Below are 17,791 nucleotides of genomic sequence, written 5' to 3'. Positions count from 1 at the left end.
CTCAGCCGCTACAGCGCCGAAAACGCCTGCTGCAGATCGGCGATCAGGTCGTCGACAGACTCCAGCCCGATATGCAGGCGGACATAGGGCCCGCGCCCGCTGTGCCAGTCCACGACCGAGCGGGCACTCTGAACGTTGGCCGGCAGGACCAGACTCTCAAAGCCGCCCCAGGAGGCGCCGATGCCGAACAGCGTCAGCGCATCGATAAAGGCATCGGCCTGACGCTGGCTATAGCGCGCGGCGAACTCCAGGGTCAGCAGCCCGTTACTGCCGCTGCAGTCGCGCTGCCACAGCGCATGGCCGGGGTGATCCGGCAGCGCCGGGCTGTGCACCCGCGCCACCTCGGGACGTCCCTGCAGCCAGCGGGCCACCCGCAGCGCGGCGGCGCCGTGCGCCGTCATACGCAGCGCCAGCGTGCGCATTCCGCGCAGCACCAGCGCAGCGTCATCGGGACTGGCGCTCTGCCCCAGCGCCTCCGGCAGCGCACCGATGCGCGACCAGGCCCGTTCGCTGGCCACCATCATGCCCATCATGACGTCCGAGTGACCGCCGAGGTATTTGGTAGCGGCGATCACCGAGACGTCCGCCCCCAGGCGCAGCGGGTGGTAGAGAAAGGCCGATCCCCAGGTGTTATCGACCGCCACCGGAATATCACGCGCGTGGGCCAGGCGACACAGCGCCGGTAAATCCACCATTTCATACAGCAGGGAGCCGGGAGACTCGGCGAAGATCAGCTGGGTATTAGCCCGGATCTTCTGCTCGACATCGGCGCCGTCGGCGCGGAAGAAGTCATAGTCGATCCCGTTGGGGCGCAGCAGACAGGCGGCAATCTTGCGCACCGGCTCATATACCGCGTCAGAAAACAGCACATGGCCGCCGGCGCGCGCATAGCCCATGATGGTGAACCCAATCGCCGCCAAGCCGGTGGGAAACAGCTGGCAGCGGTGTCCGCCCTCCAGCGTCGTCACCATTCTCTCCAGCGCAAAGCCGGTTTCGGTACCGCGGGCGCCATAGCTCAGCACGCGCTCCCGCTGGCGGCGGCTGCGCGTCTCGCGCCAGGTCTGTAAAGAGTCAAAGAGAATGGTGCTGGCGCGCATCAGCGGCGGATTGACCGGCGTCACTGGCCCCGCTGGGCGCTCGCCGTGGATCAGGTAGGTTATGGGGTCCATCATGCTTCTCCCGCAGAAAAAAGACGAACGTAGACAGCACGCTGGCTACGCCGCATGACAGGCGTTCCCTGCAATACGGCACAGCGCGGCGTGAATGACCAGAAGAGATCGTTTTATGACCATCACAGGAAAGGCGAAATAAAGCTACCAATAACGGGTTAATTATATTTATCGTGCGTTGCATGCCGCTAATTGTTTTCTGTCGACGGCGTTATTCGCGCGCCACGCTCAACGCCGTAGAATTCAATAAATACATTAGCGAAAAGCAATAACGTATTAGAACAACTCAATGAAAAAAGGACGCCGCCATATTGCAGCGCTACGCGGTTTTTTTCACACTATATTGATGCAGCGCGCGGCAACATGGTCCGGTGGCGATATTTCCCTGTTTCCATCGCGGATTAAAATAAAAGTCATCTAACGCATATAAGGTATTTATATGGGCTCAAGTGTGTTTGATTCCGTGTTATTAAATAATGCCTGGTCGACCGAGGAGATGCGCCTGATTTTCTCCGATGAGACCCGGATCCAGAAATGGCTGGACTATGAAGCCGCGCTGGCCCTGGAGCAGGGCGAGCTGGGCATCATTCCCGCCGACGCTGCCCGCGCCATCGCCGACAGCGCCCGGCTGGAAAAACTGGACTTCGCTTATCTGCTGGAGCAGCTGCGCCTGACCCGTCATCCGCTGGTGCCGGCGATCCGGGCGCTGGAGCGGGCTTGCCCGGCCGGGGCGGGCGAGTATGTCCACTTTGGCCCCACCACCCAGGATGTCATCGACACCGGGCTGATCCTGCAGCTACAGCAGGCACACGGCGTATTTCTGCGCGACGTAAAGGCCATTGGCCGCAGCCTGTATCAGCTGAGCGCGCGCCATCGCGATACCCCGATGAGCGGACGCACCCTGGCCCTGCAGGCGCTGCCGATCACCTTTGGCCACAAAAGCGCGATCTGGCTGGCGGAAATGGGGCGCCACTATCAGCGCCTGCGCGCGCTGGAGCCACGCCTGTTTGTCGGCAGTATGGTCGGCGCCGTCGGAACCCAGGCCTCCTTTGGCGAACGGGCCTCGCAGCTGGAGCAGCGGGTGCTGGCCCGGCTTGGGCTGGAAACGCCGGAGATCTCCTGGCAGCCGGCGCGCGATCGCCTGAGCGAATATGGTATGACGATCGGGCTTATCGCGGCGACGCTCGGCAAGATAGCCAACGAGATCCTGCTGCTGGCCCATAACGAAGTCGACGAGCTGACCGAGTTCTTTGCCCCGGGGCAGGTCGGATCGTCCACCATGCCGCATAAGCGCAACCCCGCCGTGGCGGAGAATGCCGCCTGCGTCAGTAACGCCCTCAAGGCCAACCTGAGCGTGCTGAGCGACATGATGAAACACCAGCACGAGCGCGATGGCGCAGTATGGAAGACCGAGTGGAAGATTATGCCGGAGCTGTGTCTGATGCTCTCGGTGATCCTGGACAACATGCGCTCCGTGCTCAGCGGGTTGACGGTCAACGGTACGCGGATGCGCGCCAATATGGATCTGCTCGGCGGCTTCATGCTGGCGGAGCGCGTCATGTTTGCGCTGGCGGAGAAGGCGGGAAAGCAGAGCGCCCATGAGCTGGTGTACGCGGCGGCGATGCGCGGGCAGGAGCAGGGGCTCCCCTTCAGCCAGGTTCTGTATGACGACAGCCGCATCAGCGCCCATCTCACCCGCCCAGAGCTGGAGGCGTTGCTCGATCCGACCACCTATGTCGGTCACGCCCCGCGGCAGGTCGATCGCCTGCTGGCCGCGGTCGACAGCGCAGGCTGGCTGCAGTAACCGGCGTCCGCCGCCTCGCCGGCGGTCCCCCTCTTCCCCAGTTTAGGAGCCTCCCATGACGCTCAGCCACACCCTCAGCCGCTTTATCGTCGCACAGGGGCAGTTGGCGCTGCCGGCGGCGGTCAGCGACCGCGCTCGCCTACACCTGCTCGATACCTTTGGCGTGGCGCTGGCGGGCGCCGAACAAAACGCCGCGCGCCGCGCCCAAACGACGCTAGCGGACGTACCCGACGGCGAGGCCACCCTGCCGGTATGGGGAACCCCTCGGCGGGCGCCCCTCTCTCAGGCGGTGCTGCTCAACGGTATCGCCGCACACGCGCTGGACTTTGACGATACCCATACCGGCGCCATCCTGCACGGCAGCGCGCTGCTGACCCCGGTCGCGCTGGCGCTGGGCCAGCTCTGTAACAGCAGCGCCGAGCAGACGCTGAGCGCCTGGGCTATCGGCTGGGAGATCGCCGCCCGCGTCGGTCTGGCGGCCAACGGCGGCTTTCACCGGCGCGGCTTTCACGCCACCGCCGTCGCCGGGATCTTTGGCGCCTGCGCCTGCGCCGCGGTGCTGCTGCGCCTAACGCCGCAGCAAACCTGTCACGCCCTGGGACTGGCCGGCAGCCAGGCCGCCGGCGTGACCGAATTTTTAACCCACAGCGATGACGCCAAGTGTTTTCATGCGGGCTGGGCTGCCCTGAGCGGTATCTGGGCCGCGCGGCTGGGTCAAGCGGGGGTCAGCGGCCCGCAGACCATATTTGAAGGGCGCTTCGGCCTGTATAAAACCCATGGGCAGCCGGAGGAGGCGACCCTGGAGAGCCTGACCCAGGGGCTGGGCGAGTCGTGGCAGCTGATGCAGGTCTCCATTAAGCCTTATCCCTGCTGCCACTTTGCCCACGCGACGCTCGACTGCGCCCGTCAGCTGCGCCGCCGCGGCATTCCCCCCGCGCAGATAGCCCGGATCGAGTGCGTCATCGATCCGGTCGCCGCCGCGCTGATCTGCGAGCCGCCCGCGGCCAAGTACCGTCCAGAGAGCAGCTATGCCGCAAAATTCAGCCTGCCCTGGCTGGTCGCCGCCGTCATCATGGACGACGATCTGACCCTGGCCTCGCTGGCGCCGGCGAGTCTGGCGCGCCCGGCGCTTCTGCAGCTGGCGCAGAGGATCGGCTACCGCTATCCCCACCCCGGTGAGATCGACTTTCCGCGCTATTTCCCCGGCCTGATCTCGGTATGGCTCCACGACGGGCGCCAGCTGCAGCAGGCCCTGCCGATCAACTACGGCAACCCGGACAATCCGCTGCCGCCGTCGGCCGTCCGCGCCAAGTTTCTGGCCAACGCCGGGCGATGCCTGCCCGATAAGCAGGCGCTGGCGCTGGCCGACGCGCTGCTGCACGGCACCCCCTGCGCCCCGGCAACGCTGGCGGCGCTGCTGACGCCCCCCCGCCGCTGACTCGCTATGCGCTCCCCGCCGCGCCGTCCGCACGCGCCAGCTCCGCCTGTAGGGTATTGAACAGAATGTGGGCGGCCCGGGCGGGGCTGACGGTGTTCAGATACAGGTTATAGCGGATGGCGGGCAGCGGCGGCAGGCCGTGCCGCTCATCCAGCACCCCGAGATCTTCGCCGAGCAGCTCCAGAGAGCGCGCCATAATGCCGAGCCCGGCGCGCACCGCCGCCCGGGCCCCGGACAGGGTGGTGGCCATGTAGGCAATGCGCCAACGGATCCCGTGTCGCTCAAGATGGCTTATCATCATGCTGCGATAGGTGCTGGGTTCGTCCAGCACCACCAGCGGCAGAGGGCGGGAAAAATCCGGCTGATAGCGACGCCCGGCAAACCACAGGGAGGGGGAGGCTCGCAGGGTAATCCGCGGATAACCGACGCACTCCTCGGTGGAGATCGCCAGATCCAGCGCATTGTCGGCGAGCATCCGCATCAAAAAGGGGCTGCGCTGCACCACGATATCCATGGTCAGGCGCGGGTAGGCCGTGGAAAAGCGCGCCAGCAGATCGGGCAAAATGGTATTGGCCGTATCGTCCGGCGACCCTATTTTCAGCACGCCGTCAATATCCTCCCGCCGCAGGAAAAGGCAGGCCTCATCATTCAGCCGTAAAATACGTCGGGCATAATTCAATAGCCATCCGCCCTCCTCCGTCAGCGTCTTATTGCGCCCCTGCAGAATAAACAGCGGCCGCGCCGCGATCTGCTCCAGACGCTGCATCTGTTGGCTGACCGCTGGCTGGGTACGACATACCGTCTCTGCCGCGGCGGCAAAGCTGTGGCTATCCGCCACCGCGACATAGGTGCGTAATAAATCCAGATCCAGATTAATAATGGGCTGTCTGCGTGTAGGCATGGCTTATCTCGCTCCGGCGGCGCAAGGGAATAACGCAGAATAATAAGTCATGAAGATCGGCGCCAGCCTAAAAGGAGAATACAGTGATTGCGGCTAGATTAAATCCATGGATAGATCGATAAATAAAACTTAACCTGAACGCGCAGGGTTTATTTTTGAGAGTAAATACATTAATTAGAAAAATACTCTTTTTACTTCGCCCTGCGCGGATGCGAAGTCGGGATGGTCCACCGGACGGACCATCCCGATGCGCCGCGCTATGCCTGCGCCGCCAACGTCCGTGCAAAGGTGATATAGCCCCCGCTCAGATTACGCGCGCGCAAGCCGTGCTGAACCAGCATGCGATAGGCCACGTGGCCACGCAGGCCCGACTGGCAGCCGATCAGGATCTCCTTATCCCGCGGTAGCTCATTCAGACGTTCACGCAGCTCATCCAGCGGGATGTGCAGCGCCTGCGGATAGGTCCCATGCGCCTTCAGCTCCTGCGGCGTGCGGATATCCAGCAGACACTGGCGCGCCGGATCGCGCTGCAGTACGTCGGCAACATGGCAAATCGCGGTATCGCCGCAGCGTACGTTGGCCGCCAGCATCCCCGCCTGATTGACCAGATCCCGGGCGCTGTTATAGGGCGGCGCATAGCACAGCTCCAGGTGCTCCAGATCCTCCACCTTCAGCCCGGCGCGCTGGGCGACGGAGATCACATCAATCCGCTTGTCGACCCCCTCTTGGCCTATCGCCTGCGCCCCCAGAATGGCGCCGTCGGCCGGATCGAAAAGCAGCTTCAGGCTGATGGGCGTCGCGTGGGGATAGTAGCCAGCGTGGTTAGGCCCATGCACATACACCTTCTCATAGCCCCTCTGCTGGCGCTGCAGCAGCTTCTCACTCAGCCCGACGCTGGCGACGGTCATATCAAAGACCTTACACACCGCCGCCGCCTGGCTACCGCGGTAGCGACGGTCACGCCCCAGCATAGTATCGGCCGCAATCCGCCCCTGGCGGTTGGCCGGTCCGGCCAGCGGAACCAGCGGCGGCATGGCGTCGTCAAAGGGCGGCGCCTCAACGGCGTCGCCTACTGCATAGATATCCGCCGCGGAGGTGCGCATCCCGCTGTCCACCCGAATACCGCCGCTGGCGCCCAGCGCCAGGCCGGCGTCCTGCGCCAGGCGACTTTCCGGCCTCACCCCGATAGCCATGATCACCAGCCCGCTCTGCAGCACGCTGCCGTCGCTCAAGGTCAGGGCCATGCCCTCCCCGTCGGCGGCAATCGCCTGCAGCGCCGTCCGCAGGCGCAGATCCACCCCATGGCGGCGCAGCGTCTGGTGCAGCGGCACCGCCATCTCGCCATCGACCGGCATCATCACCTGCGGCCCCATCTCCAGCAGGGTTACCGCCAGCCCGCGCTGACGCAGCGCCTCGGCCACCTCCAGACCAATAAAGCCCCCGCCGACCACGGTGGCATGCTGCGGCGACCGCGCCGCAAGGTACGCCAGAATGGCATCCATATCGTTGATGCTGCGCAGGGTAAATACCCCCGGGCTCGCTATCCCCGGCAGCGGCGGCACCAGCGGCGCGGCGCCGCAGCTCAGCAGCAGGCGATCGTAGGATTCACGGTAGGTTTTCCCGCTGGCGCTATCGCGCACCTCCACGGTTTTCCCCTGGGGATCAATAGACAGTACGTCGTGGCGCACCCGCACCTCAACGTTGAAACGCTGGCGAAAATCCTGCGGCGTCTTCAACAGCAGGCTATCGCGCTGCGGGATTTCCCCGCCGATATGATAGGGCAGGCCACAGTTGGCGAACGACGCGTACTCCCCGCGATCCAGCACGATGATCTGCGCCGTCTCAGACAGCCTCCTGGCCCTGACCGCGGCGGAGGCGCCACCGGCAACCCCGCCGACAATTACGATTTTCATCTGCTCACCTCATCGAATCCGATTATCAGACCGGCAGCGACCCGGCTCGGCGTTGCCAGCTTCCCCTCAACATTATATAATAATATATAATATAAAATAAGAAAGCGTTAGTGAGGAGGCGCACGATGACGACATCTCAAATACACCGGCAGATGCAGCGGGCGGCGGCGGACACATCGCGGATCCTGCGCGCGCTGGCCAATCCGGATCGCCTGCTGCTGCTGTGCCGCCTCAGTCAGGGCGAGGCGGCCGTCGGTGAGCTGGAGGCGGCGACGGGGATCGGGCAGCCGACCCTCTCCCAGCAGCTTGGGGTGCTGCGCCGCCTGGCGCTGGTCACCACCCGACGCGAAGGCAAACAGATCGTCTATCGCATTGACGATCTGCGCACGCTGGCCCTGCTGGAAACCCTGCACCGCCTGTACTGCCCGCCGGCGGAACCGGCGGATGAAACGCCGGCCTAGTGCCCGCCGTCGCAGCCCCAGTCGCGGCACTTGCTGGTCTTACCAATGCCGGGATTAAGGGTATTGGTGGGATCCTGATGGCGATAAAAGGCCTCCAGCTGCGGCTTGGCGCGGTAGAGATGGCCCACGTTGTGCTCCGCCGGGTACTCCGCGCCGCGCGCATCCAGCAGCGCCAGCATCTTCGCCTTAATCGCCGCCGCATCGGCCCCCTTGCGCACGATATAGTCCTGATGGAATACGTGACACATAAAGTGGCCATAGTACAGACAGTGCGACAGATCCTGCGTCAGCTCCGGCGGCAGCTGTTCAAACCACTGCGCGTCGTTGCGCCGCAGCGCGATATCCAGCGCCAGAATGTCTTCGACCTGCTGGTCATGCACCGCCTGATAGCGTATCGCCGCCCCGGCGGCGGCGAAGCGGTGTAAAAACGCCTTGCTCCCCTCCTCCGGCGTGCAGGTAAAAAAGTCGCCGTCGGCCTGGGAGAAATAGTCGCTCAGCCACCGCTGCGCCTCCTCAATCCCGTCGCCGGCCATCTTCAGCAGCAGGTGGTGGGAATAGCGATCGCGGTACTGCTTGATGCGCGGCGGCAGATGCCCCGGCCACAGACGGCTCAGCGCCTGCATCGCGCGATCGACCGGATGGGACGGCAGCAGCGGCACACGCTCCGCCCATGCGTCGATCCGCCCCTTCAGGTTGAAGAAGAACGGCATCCGATCCGTCCCCAGCTTTTCGATCATCAAAAAGGTATCTTTGCCGTAGCGCTCGGCGATATCAAACGTATCGCGATGCATATACTCCGCGGCCACCGGCAGGTGGGTAAAGTGGCCCAATATATGCCGCCGCAGCTCGGTCAGCACCTGGGGCCGATCGGTGCCGATATAAAACACCTGCTGGCGCGGCTCGGCGGGAAAGGTGTCCAGACGTACGGCGAACACCGCCAACTTTCCGGCACAGCCGGAGGCTTCAAACAGACGCCGCTCATCGGCGTTAAAGCGGGCCGGCGTGGCGGCATCCACCGCCCTGACGCGCTGCGCATACTGGTGGTCGGAGGCCCGGCGCGCATCATGCTGGACATCCGCATCGCCGTAGTGCCGCTGGGCCAGATTCGTCAATATGGCCTCCGGTGTCTCGCCCAGCGCAATGCCCAGATGGTTGACCAGCTCTGCCTCTCCCCGTTCATTGACCCGTCCATACAGCGCCATTTCGGTATAGGCCGGACCGCGCTGCACCAGCGCGCCGCCGGAGTTGTTACAGATGCCACCGATCACCGAGGCGCCGATACAGGAGGAGCCGATCACCGAATGGGGCTCCCGCCCCAGCGGTTTCAGCAGCCGCTCAAGCTGCCACAGGGTGGTGCCGGGCAGCGCCACCACCTGGCGTCCCTCATCCAGCAGCTGGGCGCCACCCAGGCGCAGGGTATTGATGATCACCAGCTCGCGATCGTAGTCGTCGCCGCTGGGGGTCGACCCTTCGGTGAGGCCGGTATTGGCCGCCTGCATCAGAATAATGCGATCGGCCTCGACGCAGGCCTTGAAGATCTGCCACATCGCCAGCAGCGTATCGGGAAACACCACGGCCAGCGCGCGGCCCTGGCCGGAGCGAAAGCCTTTACAGTAACGCGCCATTTTGCGCGTATCGCTTAATACTCGGGCGGGACCTGCGATGGCGCGCAGCTGGGACAGCAGCGTCTCGGCCGGCGGGACGGGGCGGGAAAAGGGCATGGCATCACTCCTGTGACGGCGGAATAGGGTGCCGTCCAGCATAGTGTCGATCGCCTCAAGTTAACAAATAAAAAACATAACAATGCAGACTAAATAACACAATCGGGGGCGATCTGCGGCGCAAACTACCCCCCCGCGCCGCTTTGCGCTACCATGCGCTTCTTTTGGTTATGAGGCGTCACCATGACAACCACCCTGTTTAAAGAGTTTCAGTTTGAAGCGGCCCACCGTTTGCCGCACGTACCGCAGGGACACAAGTGTGGCCGTTTGCACGGCCACTCGTTTCTGGTGCGCATAGAGATCACCGGTGAGGTCGACCCCTACACCGGTTGGGTAATGGACTTTGCCGATCTGAAAGCGCGCTTCCAGCCGATCTATGATCAGCTGGATCACCACTATCTCAATGAGATCGCCGGGCTGGAAAACCCGACCAGTGAGGTGCTGGCCCGCTGGATTTGGGATCAGCTCAAGCCGTGCCTGCCGCTGCTGAGCGCGGTGCGAGTCAAAGAGACCTGCACCGCCGGCTGCACCTATCGCGGCCAGTGATCAGCGGACGCCGGGGCGCAGGAACAGCACCGGCGTCACCAGCAGCGCCATCAGATAAAACATGCCGCTGGGGCTGTACTGATAGACCACGCCAGCCAGTACGGTCATCACTGCGACGCTGCCCCCCATCCCCAGCGCGGAATAGACCGCCTGCAGGCGGATCACATCACCGCCCTGACGCGCCGAGATAAAGCGCATCGCCGCCAGATGGCATACGGTGAAGGTGCCGGCGTGCAGGATCTGTATCACCACCAGCCACGGCAGCGCCGTCGTCGCCCCCATCATCACCCAGCGCAGCAGCGCGCAGAGGCAGGATAGCAGCAGCAGGCCAGACACCGTCCAGCGGCGAAACAGACGATTGCTCAGGGCAAAGATAATCACCTCGGCCACCACCCCCAGCGACCACAGGTATCCCACCAGCGACGCAGAGTAACCGGCCTGGCTCCAAAAAAGGGTGCTGAAGGCGTAATAGCCGGCGTGGGCCCCCTGCAACAGCGCGCAGCACAGCAAAAAACGCCACACCGAACGCTCCCGCAGCAACACGGACCAGGGTGTAACCTGCGCCGTCTGATGGGCGGGGCCATCCTGAGGCGGCTGCGCGGGGCGCGGCAGCATACCCAGCAGCATCGCCAGCAGTCCCCCCAGCAGGCTATACAGAATAGCCTGATGGCCAAAGGCGTTGACCAGCTCACCGGTCGCCGCCGACCCCACGATAAAGGCCAGGGATCCCCACAGGCGCACCTTGCCGTAGTCCAGCCCAATCTGGCGCTGCCAGGTCGCCGCCAGCGCGTCGGTCAACGGCACCAGCGGGCCATAGAACAGGCTGAACCCCACCATCACCGCCATCAGCCAGGCCCAGGCGCTGCCCAGCATAAAGGCGACGCCGCAGAACAGAGCGATCAGCGTCACCAGACGCAGCGCCACCAGCAGCTGAGAGGTTCTTTTGACCGCCGGGGTGATGAACAGGCTGCCGACGAAGCGGGCGCCCATCCCGGCGCCCAGCAGAATGCCGATGGACTCCGGCGAGATCCCCTGCCCCTGCAGCCACAGGCTCCAGAACGGAAGAAAGACGCCGAATGAGAAAAAATAGGTAAAGTAACTGAGCCCTAACCAGCCCGCTGATGGCAGCATATCCTCTCCTTGCCAGCGCGTATTACCTCGCTGACTTCCCGCCCACAGTGAAAATAGCCGCCTACTTTAGCTATCCACCGTGCCCCAGGCAAACGATTATTCGACGTTATCGCCGCGCCCGGCGACGCAGAAAAGGACAAGAAATGAGAACGCATACGGTTTTCAGACATTACCTGCTTTCTCTCTGGCGCCGACGCGCTATGATGCGCCGGCAAATAATCCATCAGGAGCGTATACCGTGACGCAAAGCCCTCACTCAGACTATCGTCAGATCGATGCCCGCAAGGAGGAGATCAATGAGCAGCTATGGATGATTGAGATGGATCTCAGGCCGGAGCGCCAACCGACGTCGCCGACCCAGCCGGTCGGTCTCCACATGCCGCGGCGCTCGGCGCCCGCGGCCCGGCGCTAGTGCCAACGCGCCCCGCCGTGACTCGGCGGGGCACGCTACTCAGACGATATTCAGGTATTTGTGGGTCTGCATGGAAAGGCGCCAGTTGCGCGCCAGGCACGTTTCAATACACAGGCGAGTCGCCTCTTCCTTACAGGAGATCGGCTGTAGCGCCACCACCGGCGGCAGCTCACCGTCCAAACGCGCCAGCAGCGCATCCAGCGCCTCGATATCGCGCGCCCGCGCAACCGGATGTTTTATCTCGTTGGCGCGGCGCAGCGCATCGGTAAGCACCGTCATTCCCCCGCGCATCCCCACCTTGGGGGAGACGGTCACCCAGGTTTGGGCACTGCAGCGTACCGGATGGGTTCCACTGGTCTCTATCTGGCAGCGATAGCCGCCCTGCTCCAGCGCCGTGGTCAGCGGCAGCAGATCGTGCATACAGGGCTCGCCGCCGGTGATCACCACGTGGCGCGCCTGATAGCCACGCTGCCGTAACAGCGCAACCAGCGCCGCCGCATCGGCGCTGGCCCAGGCCTCGCTCTCCGCCGTCTTTTCAACGATCTGCGCCAGATCGGCTTGGCACTCCGGGCGCTGATGCCAGGTGTGCTGACTATCGCACCAGCTGCAGCCGACCGGGCACCCCTGCAGACGGATAAAAACCGCCGGAACGCCGGTATAAAAACCTTCGCCCTGTAAACTCTGAAATATTTCATTGATCGGATACTGCATCGTGTTCTGCCTTGTTTGAGGACGCCTCGGACGGTCGGCCATTGTGGCAGATTTCCCCGCGCACGCCAAACCGTCGCCCCCTCATCGGCCGCGATAAACGCAGCTATCGGACACAACTATTTGACCTGTCGCGTGCCATTACCCACAAAATAGCTATACATTATAGATAGGAATGGAAGGGCGCCGAAGGTGCCCCACAGACTACAGATTATGCCGCCGTGCGGCCCGTTTACAGGACAGACAGCGATGACCCCGTGGCAGATTCACCGGTTAAGCGACTACCAAAGCATGCCCTGGCACAACGGTCAGGGCACCACGCGTGAAATCATGCGGGAGGACAACGCCAGCGGCTCCCGCTTTCGCTGGCGGCTCTCGATGGCCGACGTCACCCGCGACGCCCCCTTCTCAGCCTATGGCGGCTATCAGCGGATCCTTTCGCTGCTCGAGGGGGCAGGGCTGACGCTGACCATTGACGGTTCAGCCCAGCCGCCGCTGCGCGGCAATGACATCGTGCGCTTCTCCGGCGATAGCCGGGTCAGCGGCCATCTGAGCGATGGCCCGGTGCGCGATCTCAACCTGATTTACGACCCGCGCCACTACGGCGCGCGGCTGCAGTGGCTAGATATTCGCCCCACCATGCCCCCGCTGCGCTGCCACGCCAGCACGATCCTACTGTTTTGCCGCCAGGGCGAGCTGTCGCTGACGCCGCTCGGTGCCGCGACATCGCTGCAGCTGACGCGCTATGACAGCGCCATCCTGCAAACGCCCTGTCCGCAGACCCACAGCGTGGATATCCGCGGTCACGGCCAACTGGGCGTGTTTGAACTGACGGCGTTCCCGGACTAAGCCGCGCGGCCCCCGCGCCGCGCCTTCAGCCCGCCAACTCAAGGAGAAACCCATGCTCACTGTCTTTCCGGTACTGGTGATCGTCGCCCTGGTGATCGTCTGGTCGGCGATAAAGATCGTCCCTCAGGGCTATCAGTGGACCGTCGAACGCTTTGGCCGCTACACCCGCACCCTGATGCCGGGGCTGAATCTGGTGATCCCGTTCATGGATCGCATTGGCCGTAAAATCAACATGATGGAGCAGGTCCTGGATATCCCGTCCCAAGAGGTGATCTCCAAAGACAACGCCAACGTCACCATCGACGCCGTCTGCTTCATTCAGGTGATCGATCCGGCGCGCGCCGCCTATGAGGTGAGCAACCTCAATCTGGCGATCATCAACCTGACGATGACCAACATCCGTACCGTGCTCGGCTCCATGGAACTGGATGAGATGCTCTCCCAGCGCGATCTGATCAACAGCCGCCTGCTGCAGATCGTCGATGAGGCCACCAACCCCTGGGGGATCAAAGTGACCCGTATTGAAATCCGCGACGTGCGCCCACCGGCGGAGCTGATCGCCTCCATGAACGCCCAGATGAAGGCCGAGCGTACCAAGCGCGCCGATATTCTGGAGGCCGAAGGGGTGCGTCAAGCCGCGATTCTGCGTGCGGAGGGGGAGAAACAGTCGCAGATCCTCAAGGCGGAGGGGGAGCGCCAGTCCGCCTTCCTGCAGGCCGAGGCGCGCGAGCGCGCCGCCCAGGCGGAAGCCCAGGCCACCGCCATGGTGTCGGAGGCCATTGCCGCCGGTAATATGCAGGCCATCAACTATTTTGTCGCGCAGAGGTATACCGAAGCGCTGCAGCGTATCGGGGAGTCGAATAACAGCAAGGTGATCATGATGCCGCTGGAGGCCAGCAGCCTGCTGAGCGCCGTCGGCGGGATCAGCGAGCTGCTGCGTGCAGACAGCCGCAAGGATCGCCAGCCATGATGGCCTATCTGCTGCAGAACCCTCACGGTCTGTGGCTCACGCTGGGGGGACTGCTGCTGGCCGCCGAGCTGCTCGGCGCCGGGGGCTATGCCCTGTGGAGCGGCTGCGCCGCCCTGCTGGTCGGGCTGCTGCACTGGCTGTGGCCGTTTGGCTGGGAGGCGCAGCTCACCCTGTTCGCCCTGCTGACGGTGATCAGCGCCCTGCTGTGGTGGCGCTGGCAGCGCCGCGGCGCCGCGGAAGAGGCCGCAGATAGCGCCCTCAACCAGCGCGGCCGCCAGCTGATCGGCCAACGGGCGATCCTGGAGCAGCCCCTGGTCAACGGCCATGGACGTCTGCGCCTCGGCGACAGCAGCTGGCGCGTCACCAGTACACAGGATCTGCCCGCCGGACAGTGCGTGCAGGTGCGCGCCGTCAGCGGCATCACGCTGGAGGTTATCCCCTGTGCCCCGCCCCGCGACAGCAGCCGGCCAGATCGTTAATGATCGGGCAATCGGCGCTGTCGTCGCCGGGACAGGCCTGCGCCAGCGCCGCCAGCCGGTCACGCATCGCCTGCAGATCGCGGATGTGCGCCTCGATCTCCGCCACCTTTTGCAGGGTGCGCTGTTTTACCTCGGCGCTGTGGCGATGCTCGTCGTGGAACAGCGCCACCAGCTCTCGGCACTCCTCCAGCGTAAAGCCGACCTGGCGCGCCTGACGCAGCAGCGTCAGCTCCTCCAGCTGGGTCGCCGCATAGTGGCGGTAGCCGTTATCCCCGCGCAGCGGCGGCGTCACCAGCCCTTTTTCCTCATAAAAACGAATGGCCTTGCTGCTCAGGCCGGTTTTTTTCGCCACTTCACTAATATTCACCCGTCCCCCTTGACCTTAACCTTGCGGGAAGGTTTAAGTTTAAGCTTAAACGTAATTGAATACGACGCCAATCGGCAGGCTATCGCGCCGCACCCTGGGCGTAACCATTTGCGAGAGAGGTTTCACCATGTCACAGACCCAGCTGTTCGCCCTGCAGGGGCTTTCCTGCATGAACTGCGCTAAAAAAGTAAAAAATGCGCTGGAGGCCCGTCCCGACGTCGAGCAGGCCATCGTCAATACGCCGCGCTATGCCCGGGTGATCGGCAGCGCCAGCGCCGCTGATATTATTCAGAGCGTCGAGCAGGCGGGTTACCAGGCCGCGCCGGCCAGCAATGCCGATGTCCGCCTGAGCCTCAGCGACCTGAGCTGTGGCCACTGCATCGCCAGCGTCACCCAGGCGCTGGAGGCCGTGCCCGGCGTGGACGCCGCCATGGTGACCCTCACCCAGGCCGATATCTATGGCCAGGCTGACAGCGCAGCGCTGATCGCCGCCGTACAGCAGGCCGGCTACCAGGCGCAGGCCGTGGAGGGCGCACACCCAAAATCTGAGCCGCTGCCCAGCACTGATGTTGCAATGCCGGAAACCCAGGCAGCGGCTCTCGACTCTACTCCGGCAGCCACCGCGTCCGTCGCCCCCGCACCGCGCGCCGACGATGACGACGACAGTGTACAGCTGCTGCTCGAAGGCATGAGCTGCGCCAGCTGCGTGCTGAAAGTGCAAAACGCCCTGCAGGCGGTGCCCGGCGTAGCGCATGCCCGGGTCAACCTGGCCGAACGCAGCGCGCTGGTCAGCGGCCACGGCGATCCGCAGGCACTGGTCAGCGCCGTGCAGAACGCCGGCTACGGCGCGGAGATAATCCAAGATGAGGCGCTGCGCCGCGCCCGTCAGCATGAGAGCGCGCAGAAAGCCGTGCGCGCCTTCCGCTGGCAGGCCGCCGTGGCGCTGGGGCTCGGTCTGCCGCTGATGGCCTGGGGGCTTTTTGGCGGCTCGATGACCTTGACCGAGCACAGCCAGATACCCTGGCTTATCGTCGGGATCGCCACCCTGGCGGTGATGATCGGCGCCGGCGGCCACTTCTATCGCAACGCCTGGCGTAGCCTGCTCAACGGCAGCGCCACCATGGATACGCTGGTGGCGCTGGGCACCGGCGCCGCCTGGCTGTACTCCATCAGCGTCAACCTGTGGCCACAGATTTTCCCGCCGGAGGCGCGCCACCTCTACTATGAGGCCAGCGCGATGATCATCGGCCTGATCAACCTGGGACACGCGATGGAGGCGCGGGCGCGTCAACGCTCCTCCAGCGCCCTGGAACGCCTGCTGGATCTAACGCCGCCGACCGCTCGCCTGGTGACGGAAGAGGGCGAGAAGAGCGTGCCGTTAGCCGAAGTGCAGCTGGGAATGACCCTGCGTCTGGTCACCGGCGATCGGGTGCCCGTCGACGGCGAGATCCTCTCCGGCGAGGCCTGGCTGGATGAGGCCATGCTGACCGGCGAGCCCATCGCACAGCAAAAGGGCGCCGGCGATCGGGTGCACGCCGGCACCGTCGTCACCGATGGCAGCGTGCTGTTCCGCGCCGCCGCCATCGGCAGCCAGACCACGCTGGCGCGCATCATTAAGCTGGTCCGCCAGGCCCAAAGCAGTAAGCCGGCCATCGGCCAGCTGGCGGATCGCATCTCCGCCGTCTTTGTGCCGACGGTGGTCGCCATCGCCGTTATCAGCGGGCTGATCTGGTTCTTCTTCGGCCCGCAGCCGCACCTGGTCTATACCCTGGTGGTCGCCACGACGGTGCTGATCATCGCCTGTCCCTGCGCGCTGGGGCTGGCGACGCCGATGTCCATCATCTCCGGGGTCGGCCGCGCCGCCGAGCTGGGGGTGCTGGTACGCGACGCCGATGCGCTGCAGCACGCCAGCGAGTTGGATACGCTGGTCTTTGATAAAACCGGCACCCTGACCGAAGGGATGCCCAAGGTGATCGCCGTCCATACGCAGGAGGGGATCGATGAAGCGCAGGCCCTACGCTGGGCCGCCGCGCTGGAAAGTGGCTCCAACCACCCGCTGGCGCGCGCCATCAGCGCCCGAGCCGAGGGGCAAGCGCTGCCGCCGGTCACTCAGTTCCGCACCCTGCGCGGGCTGGGGGTCAGCGGTGAAGCCGAGGGCCATACCCTGCTGCTGGGCAACGCGGCGCTGATGGCGGCGCAGGGGGTTGATACGCACGCCCTGGACGCGCTGCTGGCGCAGCAGGCCAGCCAGGGCGCCACGCCGGTGCTGCTGGCGGTCGACGGTCGCGCCGCGGCGCTGCTGTCGATTCGCGATCCGCTGCGCGGCGACAGCGTCGCCGCCCTGCAGCGCCTGCACGGTATGGGCTATCGGCTGGTGATGCTGACGGGAGACAACCCGCTCACCGCCCAGGCGATCGCGCAGGAAGCAGGGATAGATCAGGTGATCGCCGGCGTGCTGCCGGAAGGCAAGGCGGAGGCCATCAGATCGCTACAGCAGGCGGGGCATAAGGTCGCCATGGTCGGAGACGGTATTAACGATGCCCCGGCCCTGGCGCAGGCCGATGTCGGCATCGCCATGGGCGGCGGCAGCGATATCGCCATTGAGACGGCGGCCATCACCCTGATGCGCCATAGCCTGAGCGGCGTAGCCGATGCGGTGGCGCTGTCGCGGGCCACGCTGCGCAACATGAAGCAGAACCTGCTGGGCGCGTTTGTCTATAACTCGCTGGGTATCCCGATCGCCGCCGGGGTACTCTACCCGCTGACCGGCACCCTGCTCAGCCCGGTGGTCGCCGGCGCGGCCATGGCGCTCTCCTCCATCACGGTGGTCAGCAACGCCAACCGCCTGCTGCGTTTTACCCCGAAGGACTAAGCGGCCTCTGAAGACAAAAAGCACCGGAAACCGGTGCTTTTTTTTCGTCC

General features: G+C 64.4%; 16 protein-coding genes. 9 read left to right on the top strand and 7 right to left on the bottom strand.

The features are described 5' to 3' along the window. Positions 1-8 precede the first annotated feature (8 nt). Complete coding sequence (gene metC / locus L1P05_RS05150) at positions 9-1,172, bottom strand: cystathionine beta-lyase (RefSeq protein WP_012847919.1); 1,164 nt, start codon at positions 1,170-1,172, stop codon at positions 9-11. Between the two features lie 436 nt (positions 1,173-1,608). Here metC and purB point away from each other — a divergent pair, with 436 nt between their 5' ends. Together purB and L1P05_RS05140 are read left to right on the top strand one after the other, a co-directional pair. Beyond that, entirely contained in the window at positions 1,609-2,973 is a 1,365-nt protein-coding gene (gene purB / locus L1P05_RS05145) for an adenylosuccinate lyase (RefSeq protein WP_012847917.1), read from the top strand. 55 nt (positions 2,974-3,028) lie between these two features. Beyond that, complete coding sequence (locus L1P05_RS05140; RefSeq protein WP_012847916.1) at positions 3,029-4,411, top strand: MmgE/PrpD family protein; 1,383 nt, start codon at positions 3,029-3,031, stop codon at positions 4,409-4,411. A 4-nt stretch (positions 4,412-4,415) separates the two neighbouring features. On the opposite strand, the gene L1P05_RS05135 is transcribed toward L1P05_RS05140, so the two are convergent. After that, positions 4,416-5,312, bottom strand: a complete 897-nt coding sequence (locus L1P05_RS05135; protein ID WP_012847915.1) for a LysR family transcriptional regulator — start codon at positions 5,310-5,312, stop codon at positions 4,416-4,418. A gap of 257 nt (positions 5,313-5,569) precedes the next feature. Next, complete coding sequence (locus L1P05_RS05130) at positions 5,570-7,225, bottom strand: FAD-dependent oxidoreductase (RefSeq protein ID WP_012847914.1); 1,656 nt, start codon at positions 7,223-7,225, stop codon at positions 5,570-5,572. Positions 7,226-7,350: 125 nt separating this feature from the next. Here L1P05_RS05130 and L1P05_RS05125 point away from each other — a divergent pair, with 125 nt between their 5' ends. Continuing rightward, a complete protein-coding gene (locus L1P05_RS05125; RefSeq protein WP_012847913.1) occupies positions 7,351-7,686 on the top strand; it encodes an ArsR/SmtB family transcription factor in 336 nt (111 codons plus the stop codon). Here L1P05_RS05125 and dld read toward each other — a convergent pair. Next, positions 7,683-9,407 carry a D-lactate dehydrogenase gene (dld, locus tag L1P05_RS05120; protein ID WP_015461138.1) on the bottom strand — a complete coding sequence of 575 codons (1,725 nt, stop codon included), beginning with the start codon at positions 9,405-9,407 and terminating at the stop codon, positions 7,683-7,685. The genes L1P05_RS05125 and dld overlap by 4 nt on opposite strands. A 183-nt stretch (positions 9,408-9,590) precedes the next feature. Here dld and queD point away from each other — a divergent pair, with 183 nt between their 5' ends. Beyond that, positions 9,591-9,953, top strand: coding sequence for a 6-carboxytetrahydropterin synthase QueD (gene queD, locus L1P05_RS05115; RefSeq protein WP_012847911.1), 363 nt, complete (start codon positions 9,591-9,593; stop codon positions 9,951-9,953). Here queD and L1P05_RS05110 read toward each other — a convergent pair whose 3' ends face one another. Next, positions 9,954-11,084, bottom strand: a complete 1,131-nt coding sequence (locus L1P05_RS05110) for a 3-phenylpropionate MFS transporter (RefSeq protein WP_012847910.1) — start codon at positions 11,082-11,084, stop codon at positions 9,954-9,956. A gap of 238 nt (positions 11,085-11,322) precedes the next feature. Between L1P05_RS05110 and L1P05_RS05105 the strand changes: the two genes are divergently transcribed. Continuing rightward, positions 11,323-11,496 carry a hypothetical protein gene (locus L1P05_RS05105; RefSeq protein ID WP_012847909.1) on the top strand — a complete coding sequence of 58 codons (174 nt, stop codon included), beginning with the start codon at positions 11,323-11,325 and terminating at the stop codon, positions 11,494-11,496. Between the two features lie 39 nt (positions 11,497-11,535). Here the strand turns inward: L1P05_RS05105 and queE are convergent, their stop codons facing one another. Then, positions 11,536-12,207: a 7-carboxy-7-deazaguanine synthase QueE gene (gene queE / locus L1P05_RS05100; protein WP_012847908.1), complete on the bottom strand. Its 672-nt coding sequence runs from the start codon at positions 12,205-12,207 to the stop codon at positions 11,536-11,538. A gap of 246 nt (positions 12,208-12,453) precedes the next feature. On the opposite strand from queE, the gene L1P05_RS05095 reads away from it, so the two are divergent. The 3 genes from L1P05_RS05095 to L1P05_RS05085 are packed head-to-tail and all read left to right on the top strand — an operon-like array spanning position 12,454 to position 14,502. Continuing rightward, positions 12,454-13,053, top strand: coding sequence for a HutD/Ves family protein (locus L1P05_RS05095; RefSeq protein ID WP_012847907.1), 600 nt, complete (start codon positions 12,454-12,456; stop codon positions 13,051-13,053). 52 nt (positions 13,054-13,105) lie between these two features. Continuing rightward, positions 13,106-14,023: an SPFH domain-containing protein gene (locus tag L1P05_RS05090; protein WP_012847906.1), complete on the top strand. Its 918-nt coding sequence runs from the start codon at positions 13,106-13,108 to the stop codon at positions 14,021-14,023. Then, a complete protein-coding gene (locus tag L1P05_RS05085) occupies positions 14,020-14,502 on the top strand; it encodes an NfeD family protein (RefSeq protein ID WP_012847905.1) in 483 nt (160 codons plus the stop codon). Before L1P05_RS05090 ends, L1P05_RS05085 begins: the two co-directional genes overlap by 4 nt. Here the strand turns inward: L1P05_RS05085 and cueR are convergent. Further along, positions 14,456-14,869, bottom strand: a complete 414-nt coding sequence (gene cueR / locus L1P05_RS05080; protein ID WP_012847904.1) for a Cu(I)-responsive transcriptional regulator — start codon at positions 14,867-14,869, stop codon at positions 14,456-14,458. The two genes, L1P05_RS05085 and cueR, sit on opposite strands and share 47 nt — an antisense overlap. Positions 14,870-14,996: 127 nt before the next feature. On the opposite strand from cueR, the gene copA reads away from it, so the two are divergent. Then, positions 14,997-17,741 (top strand): copper-exporting P-type ATPase CopA, encoded by a 2,745-nt coding sequence (gene copA, locus L1P05_RS05075; protein ID WP_012847903.1) that lies wholly within the window; start codon positions 14,997-14,999, stop codon positions 17,739-17,741. Positions 17,742-17,791 lie beyond the last annotated feature (50 nt).

It is taken from the genome of Edwardsiella piscicida (genome assembly GCF_021733145.1).
Classification (GTDB): Bacteria; Pseudomonadota; Gammaproteobacteria; order Enterobacterales; family Enterobacteriaceae; genus Edwardsiella; species Edwardsiella piscicida.
Note: the sequence above shows the minus strand (reverse complement) of the source record. Positions and strands in the feature narration are given on the sequence as shown.